Annotated in this window: 13 protein-coding genes; 1 reads left to right on the top strand and 12 read right to left on the bottom strand. The window is 65.8% G+C overall.

Going from position 1 to position 16,276, the window contains the following annotated elements:
• The first annotated feature begins 6 nt into the window (after positions 1-6).
• On the top strand, positions 7-999 hold the full coding sequence (locus tag BMY53_RS20445; protein ID WP_092948344.1) for an LLM class flavin-dependent oxidoreductase: 993 nt from the start codon (positions 7-9) through the stop codon (positions 997-999).
• A gap of 39 nt (positions 1,000-1,038) precedes the next feature.
• On the opposite strand, the gene purL is transcribed toward BMY53_RS20445, so the two are convergent.
• The 12 genes from purL to sdhC form a co-directional block, all read right to left on the bottom strand.
• Complete coding sequence (gene purL / locus BMY53_RS20450; RefSeq protein ID WP_092948345.1) at positions 1,039-5,085, bottom strand: phosphoribosylformylglycinamidine synthase; 4,047 nt, start codon at positions 5,083-5,085, stop codon at positions 1,039-1,041.
• 194 nt (positions 5,086-5,279) lie between these two features.
• Positions 5,280-6,431, bottom strand: a complete 1,152-nt coding sequence (locus BMY53_RS20455; RefSeq protein WP_092948346.1) for an ABC transporter substrate-binding protein — start codon at positions 6,429-6,431, stop codon at positions 5,280-5,282.
• 135 nt (positions 6,432-6,566) lie between these two features.
• The gene (locus BMY53_RS20460) at positions 6,567-7,889 is read right to left on the bottom strand and encodes a TRZ/ATZ family hydrolase (protein WP_092948347.1); all 1,323 of its coding nucleotides are present in this window, start codon (positions 7,887-7,889) and stop codon (positions 6,567-6,569) included.
• 10 nt (positions 7,890-7,899) lie between these two features.
• Positions 7,900-8,865 carry a nucleoside hydrolase gene (locus BMY53_RS20465; protein ID WP_092948348.1) on the bottom strand — a complete coding sequence of 322 codons (966 nt, stop codon included), beginning with the start codon at positions 8,863-8,865 and terminating at the stop codon, positions 7,900-7,902.
• Positions 8,866-8,883: 18 nt separating this feature from the next.
• Positions 8,884-9,855, bottom strand: coding sequence for a ribokinase (locus BMY53_RS20470; RefSeq protein WP_177200983.1), 972 nt, complete (start codon positions 9,853-9,855; stop codon positions 8,884-8,886).
• Positions 9,852-10,868, bottom strand: coding sequence for a LacI family DNA-binding transcriptional regulator (locus BMY53_RS20475; protein WP_092948349.1), 1,017 nt, complete (start codon positions 10,866-10,868; stop codon positions 9,852-9,854). The genes BMY53_RS20470 and BMY53_RS20475 overlap by 4 nt, the downstream gene beginning before the upstream one ends.
• Before the next feature lie 302 nt (positions 10,869-11,170).
• A complete protein-coding gene (gene gltA, locus BMY53_RS20480; protein WP_092948350.1) occupies positions 11,171-12,481 on the bottom strand; it encodes a citrate synthase in 1,311 nt (436 codons plus the stop codon).
• Between the two features lie 36 nt (positions 12,482-12,517).
• A complete protein-coding gene (locus BMY53_RS20485) occupies positions 12,518-12,796 on the bottom strand; it encodes an FAD assembly factor SdhE (protein WP_092948351.1) in 279 nt (92 codons plus the stop codon).
• Between the two features lie 19 nt (positions 12,797-12,815).
• Positions 12,816-13,520, bottom strand: a complete 705-nt coding sequence (locus BMY53_RS20490) for a succinate dehydrogenase iron-sulfur subunit (RefSeq protein ID WP_092948352.1) — start codon at positions 13,518-13,520, stop codon at positions 12,816-12,818.
• A 17-nt stretch (positions 13,521-13,537) separates the two neighbouring features.
• The gene (sdhA, locus tag BMY53_RS20495; RefSeq protein ID WP_092948353.1) at positions 13,538-15,355 is read right to left on the bottom strand and encodes a succinate dehydrogenase flavoprotein subunit; all 1,818 of its coding nucleotides are present in this window, start codon (positions 15,353-15,355) and stop codon (positions 13,538-13,540) included.
• Positions 15,356-15,358: 3 nt separating this feature from the next.
• Positions 15,359-15,721, bottom strand: a complete 363-nt coding sequence (gene sdhD / locus BMY53_RS20500) for a succinate dehydrogenase, hydrophobic membrane anchor protein (protein WP_092948354.1) — start codon at positions 15,719-15,721, stop codon at positions 15,359-15,361.
• Between the two features lie 98 nt (positions 15,722-15,819).
• Entirely contained in the window at positions 15,820-16,260 is a 441-nt protein-coding gene (gene sdhC, locus BMY53_RS20505; protein ID WP_092948355.1) for a succinate dehydrogenase, cytochrome b556 subunit, read from the bottom strand.
• Positions 16,261-16,276 lie beyond the last annotated feature (16 nt).

Here is a 16,276-nt window from a genome sequence, read left to right on the forward strand (position 1 = left end):
GCGGTGATGCCTGCAAAACTGTCCATTCTTGACCTGGCCTTCATCGTGGAAGGCGGTACCGCCGCCCAGGCGCTGCGCGAGAGCATCGCGCTGGCGCAATGGGCGGAGCGCCTGGGGTATGAACGCTACTGGGTCGCCGAACATCACAACATGGACGGCGTCGCCTCCTCGGCCACCGCCGTGCTGATTGGCCAGATTGCCGCCGCGACCGAACGCATCCGCGTGGGGTCCGGCGGCATCATGTTGCCCAACCACGCACCGCTGACCATTGCCGAGCAGTTCGGTACCCTGGCCACCCTCTTCCCCAACCGCATTGACCTGGGCCTGGGCCGCGCACCCGGCACCGACGGGCCCACCATGCGGGCGCTGCGCCGCCATCTTTCCACAGCACATGAAGACCGCTTCCCGGAGGATGTGCTGGAGTTGCAGGCTTATCTGGCACCGGCCACGCCCGGGCAGGTGGTGCGGGCCGTTCCAGGCCAGGGCACGGAAGTGCCGCTGTGGTTGCTGGGTTCCAGCCTGTATGGTGCGCAGTTGGCGGCCTACATGGGCCTGCCCTTTGCATTCGCTTCGCACTTTGCGCCCGCCATGCTCATGCAGGCGCTGGAGATGTACCGGGCGCAGTATCGCCCCAGTGCACGCCACCCCAAGCCCTACGCCGCCGTGGGCCTGAACATCATCGTGGCCGACACGGACGCCGAAGCCCGCCACCTGTTCACCTCCATCCAGCAGCGCTTCCTGGGCATGCAACGCGGCCAACGCGGCTTGCTGCCACGGCCGGTGCCACAGATGGAAGACCTCTGGACACCCAGCGAGCAGTTCCAGGTCGAGCGCATGCTCTCGGAATCCATCGTCGGTTCGCCAACGACGGTGCGAGAAAGGCTGCTGGAGACCCAGGCACGCACTGAGGCAGACGAATTCATCGTCGCCTGTGCCGTGCACGACCCCCAGGCGCGCCGCCGGTCCTACGAGCTGCTCGCCGGCATCAGCCTGAGCTGACCCTTCCGCAACGCACGGCCCTTGCGGGCCGCCGCCGCATCAGCCCACGGCCTTGCGGGCGTTGCGGAACATCCGCATCCAGGGGCTGAAGGTGGACTTGTCGCCGCCCGTCCAGCTCATCTGGATGTTGCGGAACACCCGCTCCGGATGCGGCATGAGGGCGGTGAATCGGCCGTCGGCCGTGGTCACCGCGGTCAGGCCGCCCGGGCTGCCGTTGGGGTTGAGCGGGTATTGCTCGGTGGCCTGACCCTGCCCATCCACATAACGCATGGCCCGCAGGACCTGGCTGGCATCACCGCGCTGGGAGAAGTCGGCAAAACCTTCACCGTGCGCCACCGCGATGGGCAGGCGCGTGCCTGCCATGCCGGCGAAGAACAGGCTGGGCGACGCCAGCACTTCCACCTGCGCCAGGCGAGCCTCGAACTGCTCGCTGCGGTTGCGCACGAATTTGGGCCAGTGCTGAGCACCCGGGATCATGGGCGAGAGCGCCGCCAGCATCTGGCAGCCATTGCACACGCCCAGGGCGAAGCTGTCCTGGCGGGCAAAGAAGCCTTCAAATGCGTCCTTCAGGCGCGGGTTGAAAAGGATGGAACGTGCCCAGCCCTCCCCGGCCCCGAGCGTGTCGCCGTAGCTGAAACCGCCGCAGGCCACAAAGCCCTTGAATTGGCTCAGGTCGACCGCGCCCGCCTGCAGGTCGCTCATGTGCATGTCGTAGCTGTCAAAGCCTGCCTGAGACATGGCGTAGGCCATCTCGATGTGGGAGTTGACGCCCTGCTCGCGCAGGATGGCCACCTTGGGGCGCACACCTGTCTGGATGTACGGTGCGGCCACGTCCTCATGGACGTCGAAGCTGGGCAGCCAGTGCAGGCCGGCCACCGGGGCACCCGCCAGCGCGTGTTCCTGGTCGGCGAAAACGGGGGTGTCCCGGTCTCGGGTGATGCGCCAGGAGACCTGGTCCCATTCCTGATGCAGTTGCTGCAGCGGGGCGCCGAAGACCCTCTTGGCGTCGCGCCAGACTTCCACCTGCGCAGCCTCATTGGTCTTGCCAACCACGTGCGACAGCCTGGACAAGCCATGGGCCCGCAGGGTCTGCAGCACCGCATCGCGGTCGCCGGTGGCGACCTGCAGCACGACGCCGAGTTCTTCGTTGAAGAGCGCCTTGAGCGTCAGTTCATCGCGGCGGCCGCTGACCTGGCTGGCCCAGTTCTTGGAGTCCCCCATGTCGGCGCGGCTGTCCGCAATGCCGTCGCCTTCGGTGACCAGCATGTCCACATTCAGGCTCACACCCCTTTGGCCGGCGAAGGCCATTTCAGCTGCGGCGGCCAGCAGGCCACCATCGCTGCGGTCGTGATAGGCCAGCAGCTTGCCCTGGGCGCGCAGCTCATTCACGGCCGACACGGTCTGCTTGAGCAGCGCGGGGTCGTCCAGGTCCGGCACCTCGGGGCCAAACTGGTTGAGCGTCTGGGCCAGGATGGAGCCGCCCATGCGCATGCGGCCCTGGCCCAGATCGATCAGCACCAGCGTGGTGTCGCCCGGCTGCAGTTCCGGCGTCAGCGTGCCGCGCACGTCCGTCAGCGACGCGAAGGCGGAGACGATCAGGGACACGGGCGCCGTGACCTGGCGGGTTTCACCGTTGTCGCTCCAGCGGGTCCGCATGGACAGGGAATCCTTGCCCACCGGGATGGACACACCCAGCGCCGGGCACAGCGCCATGCCCACGGCCTTCACGGTGTCGTACAGGGCGGCGTCTTCCCCGGGTTCGCCGCAGGCGGCCATCCAGTTGGCGGAGAGCTTCACACGGGAGAGTTCAATCGGCGCAGCCAGCAGGTTGGTGATGGCTTCCGCCACGGCCATGCGGCCGGATGCGGGCGCGTCCACCGCCGCCAGCGGCGTGCGTTCCCCCATGCTCATGGCCTCACCCGCGAAGCCCTTGAAGTCGGCCAGCGTGACGGCGCAATCCGCCACCGGCACCTGCCAGGGGCCAACCATCTGGTCACGATGGCTCAAGCCACCCACGGTGCGGTCGCCAATGGTGATGAGGAAACGCTTGGAGGCCACGGTCGGGTGGCGCAGCACCTGCGTGACGGACTGCGCCAGGTCGACGCCGTCCAGCGTGAGCGCGCCGCCCGCGCGGGCCACGCGCTTGACGTCACGGTGCACCTTGGGCGGCTTGCCGAGCAACACGTCCATGGGCATGTTGATGGCGCGTTCACCGCCCTCCCCGTCTTCCAGCACCAGCTCGCGTTCTGCGGTGGTCACGCCCACCACGGCAAACGGGCAGCGCTCACGGGCGCACATGCTCTCGAACAGGGGCAGGCTTTCCGGGGCGATGGCCAGGACATACCGCTCCTGGCTTTCGTTGCACCAGATTTCCTTGGGGGCCAGGCCGCTTTCTTCCAGCGGCACGTGGCGCAGGTCGAATCGGGCACCACGGCCCGCGTCGTTCACCAGTTCGGGGAAGGCATTGGAGATGCCGCCTGCACCCACGTCATGCACCGCGAGGATGGGGTTGCGCTCAGCCAGACCCCAGCAATGGTTGATGACTTCCTGGGCACGGCGCTGGATCTCGGGGTTGCCGCGCTGCACGGAGTCGAAGTCCAGGTCGGCGGTGTTGGTGCCGGCGGCCATGGAGCTGGCGGCACCACCGCCCATGCCGATGCGCATGCCGGGCCCACCCAGTTGGATCAGCAGCGTGCCGGCCGGGAACTCGATCTTCTTGGTGAGGTCCGAGCGGATGGCCCCGACGCCGCCGGCAATCATGATGGGCTTGTGGTAGCCGCGCTGGATGCCGTCCACCTGCTGTTCATAGACGCGGAAGTAGCCCCCCAGATTCGGGCGGCCGAATTCGTTGTTGAATGCGGCGCCACCCAACGGGCCTTCGGTCATGATCTGCAGCGGGCTGGCAATGTGGGCCGGCTTGCCGATGGACTGTTGTTCCCAGGGCTCGCTGAGGCCGGGCAACTGCAGGTTGGAGACCGAGAAGCCGGACAGGCCGGCCTTGGGCTTGGCGCCACGGCCGGTGGCACCTTCATCGCGGATCTCGCCGCCGGCACCGGTGGAGGCGCCGGGGTGCGGGGAGATGGCGGTGGGGTGATTGTGGGTTTCCACCTTCATCAGCACATGGGCGGTTTCAGTGCGGGCCTCGTAACGGGGCGCGCGCTGGTCACCGGCGGCCATCCAGCGTTCGATGACATGGCCTTCCATCACGGCGGCGTTGTCGGCGTAGGCGATGACGGTGTGCTGGGAATTCAGCTTCTCGGTGTTGCGGATCATGCCGAACAGGGAGAGCGGCTGGGCTTCACCGTCGATGGTGAATTCGGCGTTGAAGATCTTGTGGCGGCAGTGTTCGCTGTTGGCCTGGGCGAACATCATCAGCTCAACGTCGCTGGGGTTGCGGCCCAGGCGCTGGAACGCCACCACCAGGTAGTCGATCTCGTCGTCCGACAGGGCCAGGCCCCACGCGCCGTTGGCCTCGTCCAGCGCGGCACGGCCACGACCCAGGACATCCACATGCGCCAGCGGCTGCGCCTGCTTGTCATCGAACAGGTGGACGGCGTCCTCGCGTCGCAGCAGCACGCTTTCGGTCATGCGGTCGTGCAGCAGTTCGGCACAGGCCAGCAGCTCCGCCTCGGTGAGCGGCTTGGTGCTGCCGGCCAGGCCACCGGTCACGGTGCTGAGCAGGCCGGACTTGAGCGTCAGGCGATATTCGGTGACGCGCTCCACACGCTTGATGTCCAGACCGCAGTTGTGGGCGATGTCGGTGGCCTTGGAGGCCCAGGGGCTGAGGGTACCCAGGCGGGGGGCGGTGACGATGAGGGCAGTGTCGCTGCCGGATGTGGAGCCCGAGGCCGATGCCGTGGGGCCTTCATAGGCGTCGCCGTAGTTCAGCAGCGCGGCCAGTTTGCCCTGGCTGGTTTCGTCCAGCACCGACTCGGCCCAGACCCAGTGCACATGGCGGGCATGGACGGCCTGCACGCGGTCACTCACCGCCTGCAGGCGCGCCAGCAGCGCCGTGGCCCGGAAGGACGAGAGGGCATTGCCCCCCTCGAAGTGAAACAGATGCTTGGAGGAGGTGGTGCTGGCCATGAAGGTCTCTGGGTGTCTGGCGCCGTGGGGGGTCGCGGCGGGAGAACTGGCGATTGTAGCGAGGTGGGAGGGTTCTCCCTGAGGGGCGGGCTTACTCCAGTCCGCCGCCCACAAAGAAAAACGCCCTCGGGGGACCGAGGGCGTCTTCTGACGGGTGCTGCCATCAGCGCAGGAAGCACTGATGCCGCGCAAATTCAACGCAGGAAGCGGCCGCCCGTGATGATGGAGATGTCGGCGTAGCTCGCGCCCGTGTGGTCGGTCGGGCTGAAGCCGACTTCCAGGCCACCCAGGTCAAAACGGTTCATGCCGTTGAGGGCGCGGGTCAGGCCGGCGCGGCTGACATCCTTGCCCGCCCGCTTGAGACCTTCCACCAGCACCTTGGCGCCAGCGAAACCTTCCATCATGGCCGGGGTCACCACACCGCCGGTCTCGGTGTTCTTGGACTTGGCCAGCAGGTCGGTGATCTCACGCACCATGGGGACGGTGACACTGCGCTCGTTGGGGAAGACCTGCGACACGATGATGCCGGTCGCGTTCTGGCCCAGCAGCTGGACAAAACCGGCCGAGGCATTGTTGGAGAGCGTCGCCACCAGCACGCGGGAACCCGCCGTGCGCAGGGCATTGACGGTATCGGCCGTGACCTGGGCGGACGCCATGATCAGCACCACCTGCGGGTCAGCCGAAGTGATTTGCTTGGTCAGCGCCGCCACGTCGTGCTTTTCGCGGTCGATGACGAGTTGCGCCACCGGCTTGACCTGCTTGTCGTTCAAACCCTTGAGTGCGCCCTGCACCACGTCCTGGCCGAAGGTGTCGTTCACCGACACCACGGCAATGCGCTGGTTGCCCATTTCCAGCAGCAGCTGGACCGCACGCTCAGCCTCACGCTGATAGGTGGAACGGACGTTGAAGATGTACGGGTTGACCGGCTTGTGCAGCACGGCCGCACCCGTGGAAGGCGCCACCAGCGGCAGCTGGTACTTTTCCAGCAGCGGCATGATGGCCTGGGTGTGCGGCGTGCCGCGTGTCATGAACAGCGCCACGGCATTCTTGTCGATCAGCGTCTGGGCATTGGCCGCCGCGCGCTTGGGATCGAACGCGTCGTCCAGCGTGATCAACTCGACCTTCTGGCCGTTGACGCCACCGGTGGCGTTCACATGGTCCAGATAGAGCTTGGCGCCCAGGTTGAGTTCCTTGACGCTGGCCGCCACCTGGCCCGTCACGCCAGCGGTCTGGCCGATGACGATCTGGGCCTGCGCGGCGCCGGACACGGCAGACAGGCCAAAGGCCAGCGCCACGGTGGGAAGAACTGCGGCCAACAGGCGGCCGACGGATGAACGTGCTGTCATTCTGATGATTCCTGCCGGTGGAAGCGGATGGCCTCCACAGCGGCTGTGTCCCCTAATGCCGACCGTCATCCGCCTCGTAAGCGGTTGATTTCTGGCCGGCGCCTCAGCGCCGACCCTCCCCTCAAATGAGGGGGTTCAGCGCCCCGCCCGCATCTTAGCCACGATGTCATGCACGCGACCCATCAGAGCCCCGGTGTCGATCGATGTATTTGTGCGATTTTTCAACAATTGACGTCCGGCCACCCAGACATCCGTGACATGTTCACGGCCGGCGACATACGCCAGTTGCGCATCCGCGTGATACACGGGCTGGCATTCCAGCGCTTCCAGCGAGACCGCCACCACGTCCGCCTGCTTGCCCGCTTCCAGCGTGCCCAGGTCGTCCGCCCGCCCCATGGCCTTGGCGGCACGCACCGTGGCCATCTCCAGCGCAGTGCGGGCGGAGACGGTCAGCGGGTCCCCCGAGGAGCCCTTGGCCAGCAAGGCAGCGGCACGGATCTCGGTGAACATGTCCTGGCGGTTGTTGGACGCGGCACCGTCCGTGCCCAGCACGGTGTTCACGCCCGCAGCCTCCAGCGCCTTCACCGGGGCAATGCCGGAGGCCAGCTTGAGGTTGGAACTCGGGTTGTGCACCAGGTGCACCCCCTGGCGGGCGATCAGCTCGATTTCGTCCGGGGTGAGGTGGACCATGTGCACCGCGATCATGCGGTCATTCAGCAGGCCCAGCTTGTCCAGGCGCGCCAGCGGGCGCACGCCGAATTGCTTGACGCTGCCATCGATCTCGTCCTGCGTCTCGTGGATGTGGCAGTGGACCTGCAGGTCGTACTTCTCCGACAGCTCGCGCAGCTGGGTAAAGGTCTCGTCCGAGACGGTATAGGGCGCATGCGGTGCGCTGGTCCAGTCCAGCAGCGCTTCGCCCTTGAACTGCTCGTAGGCAGCCAGTCCCTTGTGGATGTAGTCCTGCGCGTTGGCGGCGTAGCCGGTGGGGAAATCGATCACGTTGATCGACACCCCGGCACGCAGGCCGCTGTCCACCGCGGCACGGGCCATGGCGGTGGGGAAGAAATACATGTCGTTGAGGTAGGTCACGCCGCCACGGATGGCTTCGGCGGCCGACAGCAGCGAGCCCTGGTAGACCCAGTCTTCGCTCACCCACTGACGCTCCAGCGGCCAGATGTGGTTGTTGAGCCAGTCCATCAGCGCCAGGTCATCCGCCACGCCGCGCAGCAGCGACATGGCCGAATGGGTGTGGGCATTGATCAAGCCAGGGATCAGCACATGGTGCGGCAGTTCGACGCGTTCAGCATCCGCATAACGGGACAGGGCCTCTTCGCGCGGCAGCACGGCGGCAATACGCTCGCCCTCGACGGCCAGGGCATGCCCTTCCAGCACCGGGCTGCCAGGGGTCATGGTGATCAGCCACCGGGGCAACAACAGCTTCACGGCTTGGGCGGACATGGGTATCTCCTCAGAAAATCTCGTCGAACAAGGCCAGCACACGCGGCGCATCCACCGCCACGCAGACCTGCTGCACCGGGTGGTCGGACCAGGCGGTGCGCTGCGATTGCTCGCGGCGCCAGTCCTGGATGGTCTGGCCGGTGGCGATGCCTTCCAGCGCTACCCGGACCGGGCCGCTGCGCAGCGTGAAGGCCTCCGGCACCAGCAGCACGGCGGCCGCGCTGGCATCGTGAGCATAGATGCCGCCGATGCCGTCACGGGCATCGTAGAACTGCTGGTAGTGGCGGGTGGCCTGCCACAGCAGTTCTCCCGCGCCCTCCCCGCGCCCCCGCAGCCTGGCGAGATCCGCCTCGCGCATGATGACTTCCTGGGTCACGTCCAGCCCCACCACGACGACCGGCCAGGGCGCCGTCAGCACAAGGTCGGCTGCTTCCGGGTCGGCCATGATGTTGGCCTCGGCCACGGGCGAGACGTTGCCACTGTGGCCATGCAGACCAAAGGCACCGCCCATCACCACCACCTGCTTGACCTTGGCCGCAATGCCAGGGTCCTGCTTGAGCGCCAGTGCCAGGTTGGTGAAGGGGCCGACGGCCACCAGGGTGAGCTCACCAGGGCGTTCATTGACCAGATCACAGATCAGTTGATGCGCGGGACGCGGGTCCGACGGGCGGGTGGGCACCGGCAGCTGGCTGGCGATGCCGCCCAGCGCGTCCTCGCCGTGCACATGCAGCGCACCGTCACGGCGGCGGCTTTCCAGCAGCGGGCCGGCCGCACCCGTGGCCACCGGGATGTCCAGCTGGAACAGCGCGGCCAGGCCGCGGGCATTGTGGGCGGTGACGGCCACCGCCGCATTGCCGTGCACCGCCGTGATGGCGATCAGGTCGAAGCGGGGATGGGCGGCCAGCAGGGCGAGCGCGAGCGCATCGTCAATGCCGGGGTCGGTGTCATAAATGACGGGGATCTTCTTGCTGTCCATGGGGGTACGGCTTCCAGGTCAGACGGTAGCAATGCTGCGGGCATCAGCCGGCAGCTCGGAACGGTAGGGCATCGCTTGCTGGACACCCGGGCGGCTGACCGCCAGTGCGGCGGCCGCCTGGCCCAGCGAGACGGCCTGCAGCGGGGTCAGGCCTTCGGCCAGGCCCACGGCCAGCCCGCCCACCAGCGTGTCACCGGCACCCACTGTATCGATGGCGGCCACACGCGAAGCGCTGAGATGGCGCCCCTCGGGATGGTCATCGCACAGCAACCAGGCGCCCTGCCCGCCCAGGGTCACCAGGACATGGCGCGGGCCCAGGGTCCGGAGGTGGCTTGCGGCAGCACGGGCCAGGGTCAGTTCATCCCTCTGCGCGGCTGCATCGAGGGCATCCGCGCTGAGTTGGGCGGCTTCGGTCTCGTTGACGACCAGCCAGTCGGTCAAGGCCAGCAGCGCCGCCGGCAAGGCCTGCGCCGGGGCGGCGTTCAGCACGGTGGTCACACCGGCCTCGCGGGCCAGTTCGAAGGCACGCTGGATGGCCGGCACCGGCACCTCCAGCTGGGCCACCACCACACGCGCGGCACGCACGGGCCCCGCGGCGGCATCCACGTCCTGCGGGCTCAGGTCGGCATTGCTGCCGGGCACCACCACGATGGCGTTCTCGCCACCGTCGTGCGCCACCATGATGACGGCCACGCCAGGCCAGGCCTGCTCGTCGCGGTGGAGCGCCTCGGTCGAGACATGCTCGAGCTCCAGCGCCGCCAGCAGCTCATGACCATGCTGGCGCAAGCCGATGCGCCCCACCAGGGCCACGTCCGCACCCAGCCGTGCGGCGGCCACGGCCTGATTGCCGCCCTTGCCGCCCGGCGTCCCTGCAAACGCATCACCAATCAGGGTCTCGCCCGGCGCCGGCAAACGGCTGGCGTGGGCCACCAGGTCCATGTTCACGCTGCCCACCACCACCACGGTGGCCGCAGCCTTTTCCACATTCATGCTTGCTCCGAAGACAAAGGCGCACAGGTGCTCTCGCGCAGCACCAGCTGCGGTGTGAGCTGCAGGTCCTTGAACGGCGCCTGCGGGTTCTCGATTCGTTCGATCAGCGCGCGACCGGCCTCCCGGCCCAGGTCGCGGATCGAGCAGCCCACGCTGGTGATCGCGGGGTAGATGTAGCTGCCCAACTCGATGCCGTCAAACCCCACCACACTGAGCTGGCGGGGGACGGCACGGCCCAGTTCGGCGGCGGCGCGCAAGGCGCCCATGGCCATGAGGTCGTTGCCGGTGAAGACGGCCGTGAGGTCGGGCTGGCGGGTCAGCAAGGCCTTGACGGCGGTGTAGCCACCGGCGGTGCTGAAATCGCTTTCGATCAGCCAGCTGTCAGCGGGCACGATGCCCTGCTCCTGCAGGGCACGCCGCCACCCGGCGACACGCTCCTGCGTGACTTCAAATTCGGCCGGGCCACTGACGCAGCCGATGCGGCGATGCCCCAGTTCCAGCAGGTGGCGCACCACCGCAAAGGCACCGGCCTGGTTGTTCACGCTGACCCGGTCAGCGCGCGCGCCAGGCACCAGGCGGTCCACCGTCACCACCGGCACGCTGGCGTGGCGGAAGGTGGTGGCCAGTTCGTCGGCATCACCCGCCGAGCTCAGCAGCAGGCCATCAATGCGCTTTTCCAGCAGCGTGCGCAGGTAGGCTTGCTGATGCTTGGGGTCGTTGTCCGAATTGCAGAGGAACACCGAGTAGCCGGCCTGGCGGCACCACTCTTCCACCCCCACCACCAGCTCGGCAAAAAACGGGTTGCGGACGTTGGGCACCAGCACGCCCACGATCTTGGTCTCGCTGCGCCGCAGCGAGCGCGCCACCGCGCTGGGCAGGTAGCCAATCTCGTCCACCGCCGCCAGCACACGGGCACGCGCCTCCGCGCTCACCGGCCGGGTGTTGTTCAGCACATGGGACACCGTGGTGAAGGACACCCCGGCCAATGCGGCCACATCCTTGATGGTGCTCATTCCTGCCTTTGGCCTCTTCTAATCGGTGGTGAAACCGGTGGTGAAACGCAGCTACGTGGGCGGTCTCCACGCCAACGTAGCCACTCGAATCAGTGCATTGCACCCGACTTGCCCAGAAGTTCCGCAGGTCCTGGCTGCAAACGTTTGCAACGACGCGAAGCATATCGCATCGCCTGCCAGGGCGAGCACCGCGCACCCCCGGCAGCGACGAAAAAAAGCCCCTGGCCGTGGCTCAGGGGCTCTTCTGAGGGCAGCACGGCGAGATCAGAGTCCCGCTTCGTCCCCCCCGGATCCGCCAACGTTCAACGTTGGGCGATGGGCTTGACGTTACGTGCGGTGGCGCCGACGAACAGCTGACGCGGGCGTCCGATCTTGTACTCGGGGTCGCCGATCATTTCGTTCAGCTGGGCAATCCAGCCGACCGTACGAGCCAGCGCGAAGATGGCGGTGAACAGCGGCACGGGGATGCCGATAGCGCGCTGCACGATGCCGGAGTAGAAGTCCACGTTCGGGTAGAGCTTGCGGGCGACGAAGTATTCGTCTTCCAACGCGATCTTTTCCAGTTCCATGGCCAGCTTGAACAGCGGGTCGTTCTGCAGACCCAGTTCGTTCAGCACTTCGTGGCAGGTCTCGCGCATCAGCTTGGCGCGCGGGTCGTAGTTCTTGTAGACACGGTGACCAAAGCCCATCAGCTTGACGCCGCTGTTCTTGTCCTTCACCTGCTTGATGAACTCGCCGATCTTGGCCACGCCACCCTGATGCTGGATGTCATGCAGCATGTTCAGTGCGGCTTCGTTCGCACCGCCGTGGGCCGGGCCCCACAGGCAGGCCACGCCGGCAGCGATGGCCGCAAACGGGTTGGTGCCGGACGAACCGCACAGGCGCACGGTGGAGGTCGAAGCGTTTTGCTCGTGGTCGGCGTGCAGCGTGAAGATGCGGTCCATGGCACGGACCAGCACTTCATTGGGCTTGTACTCCTCGCAAGGCGTGGCAAACATCATGTGCATGAAGTTGCCGGCGTAGGAGAGGTCGTTCTTCGGGTACACGTAGGGCTGGCCGATCGTGTACTTGTAGGCCATGGCCACGAGCGTGGGCATCTTGGCGATCAGGCGGATCGCGGCGATTTCACGGTGCTCGGGGTTATTGATGTCGGTGCTGTCGTGATAGAAGGCCGACAGCGCGCTCACCAGACCGGTCATCACGGCCATCGGGTGGGCATCACGACGGAAACCACGCAGGAAGAACTGCATCTGCTCGTTGACCATCGTGTGATGCGTCACGCGATTGACGAACTCTTCCTTTTGCGACGGATTGGGCAGCTCTCCGTACAGCAGCAGGTAGCAGGTCTCGAGGTAGTCGCAGTTCACCGCGAGTTGCTCGATCGGATAGCCGCGATACAGCAACTCACCCTTGTCGCCATCGATGTAGGTGATGGTCGAGTTGCACGAGGCCGTAGACAAGAAACCCGGGTCATAGGTGAACTTGCCGGTCTGAGCGTACAGCTTGCGGATGTCGATCACATCCGGGCCGATCGTGCCCTTGTACAGGGGCAGATCCATTTGCGGGCTGCCGTCCGAGAACGACAGGGTGGCTTTGACGTCAGAGGGGGTCATGGGCATTCCTTATGACTTCTGTGGGGTTCTTGTCTCTTACTGAGGGGTACGGAGCATCGCCAGCACCGCCTGCACATCCGGCCTGGCCAGATCATCCTCAGGCTCCTTGCGGGCCAGCATCAGATCCAGCAGGTCGTTGTCGGATAGGTCCATCAGTTGCCTGAGGCCTTCCGCCTGGAACTCGGTCAGCTGGCTTTCATGTCGACGGAAGAACCGCTCGATGAAGAGGTCATTCTCCAGCAAGCCGCGGCGGCATCGCCACTTGAGCTTAGAGAGATCCCTCTCGCTGATGAGGGTGTTCGTGTCGACAGTCATGGCGGGCTCCGGTGCGGCCTCAGACGGCGCGTCGCACCATCAGTTCCTTGATCTTGCCGATGGCCTTGGTGGGGTTCAGACCCTTGGGGCAGACATCGACGCAATTCATGATGGTGTGGCAGCGGAACAGGCGATAAGGATCCTCGAGGTTGTCGAGGCGCTCCGCCGTGCCTTCGTCGCGGCTGTCAGCGATGAAGCGGTATGCCTGCAGCAGACCGGCGGGACCCACGAACTTGTCGGGGTTCCACCAGAAGCTGGGGCAACTGGTCGAACAGCTGGCGCACAGGATGCACTCATACAGGCCGTTCAGCTCATCACGCTCTTCCGGGGACTGCAGACGCTCCTTCTCGGGCGGCGGCGTGTCGTTCAGCAGGAAGGGCTTGACCGAGTGGTACTGCTTGAAGAACTGCGTCATGTCCACGATCAGGTCGCGGACCACCGGCAGGCCGGGCAGCGGCTTGAGCTTGATGACATCGGGCAGCGAGCGCAGGTTGGTCAGGCAGGCCAGACCATTCTTGCCGTTGATGTTCATGGCGTCCGAACCGCACACGCCTTCCCGGCAGGAGCGCCGGAACGACAGCGTGGGATCCACGGCCTTGAGCTTCAGCAGGGCATCCAGCAGCATGCGCTCATTGCCGGCCAGCTCCAGTTCGATGGTCTGGATGTAGGGCTTGGCGTCCTTGTCCGGGTCGTAGCGGTAAATCTCGAAGGTGCGCTTGATCATGATGGGCTCCTGCGTCCTTAGAAGGTACGGACCTTCGGGGGCACGCTGTCAACGGTCAGCGGCTGAAGGTTGACCGGCTTGTAGCTGAGGGTGTTGCTCGCGCTGTGCCACAGCGTGTGCTTCATCCATTCCTTGTCATTACGGCCCAGCGGGAATTCGGCGTCGTCAGCGGTACGCTCGTAGTCGTTCACCGTGTGGGCGCCACGGCATTCCTTGCGGGCGGCAGCGGAGACGATGGTGGCCTGGGCAGCTTCGATGAGGTTGTCCACTTCCAGCGCTTCCACGCGGGCGGTGTTGAACACCTTGGACTTGTCCTTCAGCGCGATGTTCTTGACGCGTTCGCGGATGGCGGCGATGGCGGTAACGCCCTCGTCCAGCAGCGCCTGCGTACGGAACACACCGGCGTGCGCCTGCATGGCTGCGCGCATGTCGTTGGCCACGTCCTGGGCGTATTCGCCCGAGCTGTTGGACTCCAGTCGTGCCAGGCGCGCCAGGGTCTGGTCGGCGGCATCCTTGGGCAGCGGCTTGTGGTGCTTGCCAGCCCTTTGCGACGCCTTGTGGGCATCCACGATGTGGTTGCCAGCGGCGCGGCCGAAGACCACCAGGTCCAGCAGCGAGTTGGTCCCCAGGCGGTTGGCGCCGTGCACCGACACGCAGGAGCACTCGCCCACCGCATACAGGCCGTTGACCACGCTCTTGTAGTCGTCGCCCTTGGGCACGACCACCTGGCCATTCACGTTGGTGGGGATGCCACCCATCTGATAGTGGATGGTCGGCACCACCGGGATCGGCTCCTTGGTGATGTCGACGTTGGCGAAGTTGTGGCCGATCTCGAACACTGACGGCAGGCGCTTCAGGATGGTGTCGCCGCCCAGGTGGGTCATGTCCAGCACGACGTAGTCCTTGTTGGGACCACAGCCGCGACCTTCCTTGATTTCCTGGTCCATGCAGCGCGAGACGAAGTCGCGCGGGGCCAGGTCTTTCAGCGTCGGGGCATAACGCTCCATGAAGCGCTCGCCATTGGCGTTGCGCAGGATGGCGCCTTCACCACGGCAGCCTTCGGTCAGCAGCACACCCGCGCCGGCCACGCCGGTGGGGTGGAACTGCCAGAACTCCATGTCCTGCAGCGGGATGTCCGCACGGGCGGCCATGCCCAGGCCGTCACCGGTGTTGATGAAGGCATTGGTCGAGGCGGCGAAGATGCGGCCGGCACCACCGGTGGCCAGCAGCACGGTCTTGGCTTCCAGGATGTGGATGTCGCCGGTTTCCATTTCCAGCGCCGTCACACCCACCACGTCGCCTTCGGCGTCGCGGATCAGGTCCAGTGCCATCCACTCCACGAAGAAGTTGGTGCGGGCACGCACGTTCTGCTGATACAGCGTGTGCAGCAGCGCGTGGCCGGTACGGTCCGCTGCGGCGCAGGCACGCTGCACCGGCTTCTCGCCGTAGTTGGCCGTGTGGCCGCCGAACGGACGTTGATAGATGGTGCCGTCCGGGTTGCGGTCGAACGGCATGCCGAAGTGTTCCAGCTCGTAGACCACCTTCGGGGCTTCACGGCACATGAACTCGATGGCGTCCTGGTCACCCAGCCAGTCCGAGCCCTTCACCGTGTCGTAGAAGTGATAGTGCCAGTTGTCTTCCGACATGTTTCCCAGGCTGGCGCCGATGCCGCCCTGGGCGGCCACGGTGTGCGAGCGAGTCGGAAAAACCTTGGACAGCACAGCCACATTCAGGCCAGCCAAGGACAGTTGCAGGGACGCGCGCATGCCGGAGCCACCGGCACCGATGATCACGACGTCGAACTTGCGCTTGGGGAGCGAGGTTCCGATTTGCATTTCTTACAGCCTCCAGAGCACTTGGATCGCCCAACCCGCGCAACCCGACAACCACACCAGCGTGAACACATGCAGCGCCAGCCGCAGGCCCACCGGTTTCACGTAATCCATCCAGATATCGCGCACACCGACCCAGGCGTGCCACGCCAGGGAGATGATCAAGGCGAAGGTCAGGAACTTCATCCATTGCTGGCTGAAAATGCCAGCCCACAGGTCATAGCCCAGCGGGCGACCTGGCCACAGCACCTGCACCAGCAGGACGATGGTGAACAGCGCCATCAGCAGCGCGGTGGCGCGCTGGACCATCCAGTCGCGCAGACCGTAATGCGCACCGACGACGATGCGCTTGGATCCGTAAGTTGTCATTTGGATTTGCCTTTTGGGTATCGGCGCTCGATCAACGCCCCATCGACGCGTGGTGGGCGTTCAATGGGCTTGATCCAGCACTCAATCAGTGACGGGACTCAGTACAACCCGAACAGCTTGGCGCCGAGCAGCACGGTCAGGCCCAGGCTCAGGGCCAGGGTGATGACGGCGCTGCGGTGGCCCTGGGCCTTGCTGACGCTGTGGGTGGCATCCATCCACAGGTGGCGCACGCCGGCGATGAAGTGGTGCAGATAGCCCCAGATCAGGCCCAGCGTCACCAGCTTCACGAACCAGGCCGGCACAAAACCGATGCCGCCGAGGTAGGCGCTGGTGAAGGACTCATAGGAGATCTCGGACGTGAGGCTGTTGTCGAACAGCCAGATCACGAACGGGAGCAGGAAGAACATCAGCAGGCCGCTGATGCGGTGCAGGATCGACACGATACCGGCCGGAGGCAGGCGGTAGCCGGCGATCTGCGTGATGTGGATGTTGGTGTAGACCGGTCGTTTCTTGGTGGTGGCAGAAGTGGCGTCCGTCATGTCCGACCTTGTAATC

It is taken from the genome of Roseateles sp. YR242 (genome assembly GCF_900109745.1).
In the GTDB taxonomy this organism is placed as follows: Bacteria; Pseudomonadota; Gammaproteobacteria; order Burkholderiales; family Burkholderiaceae_C; genus Roseateles.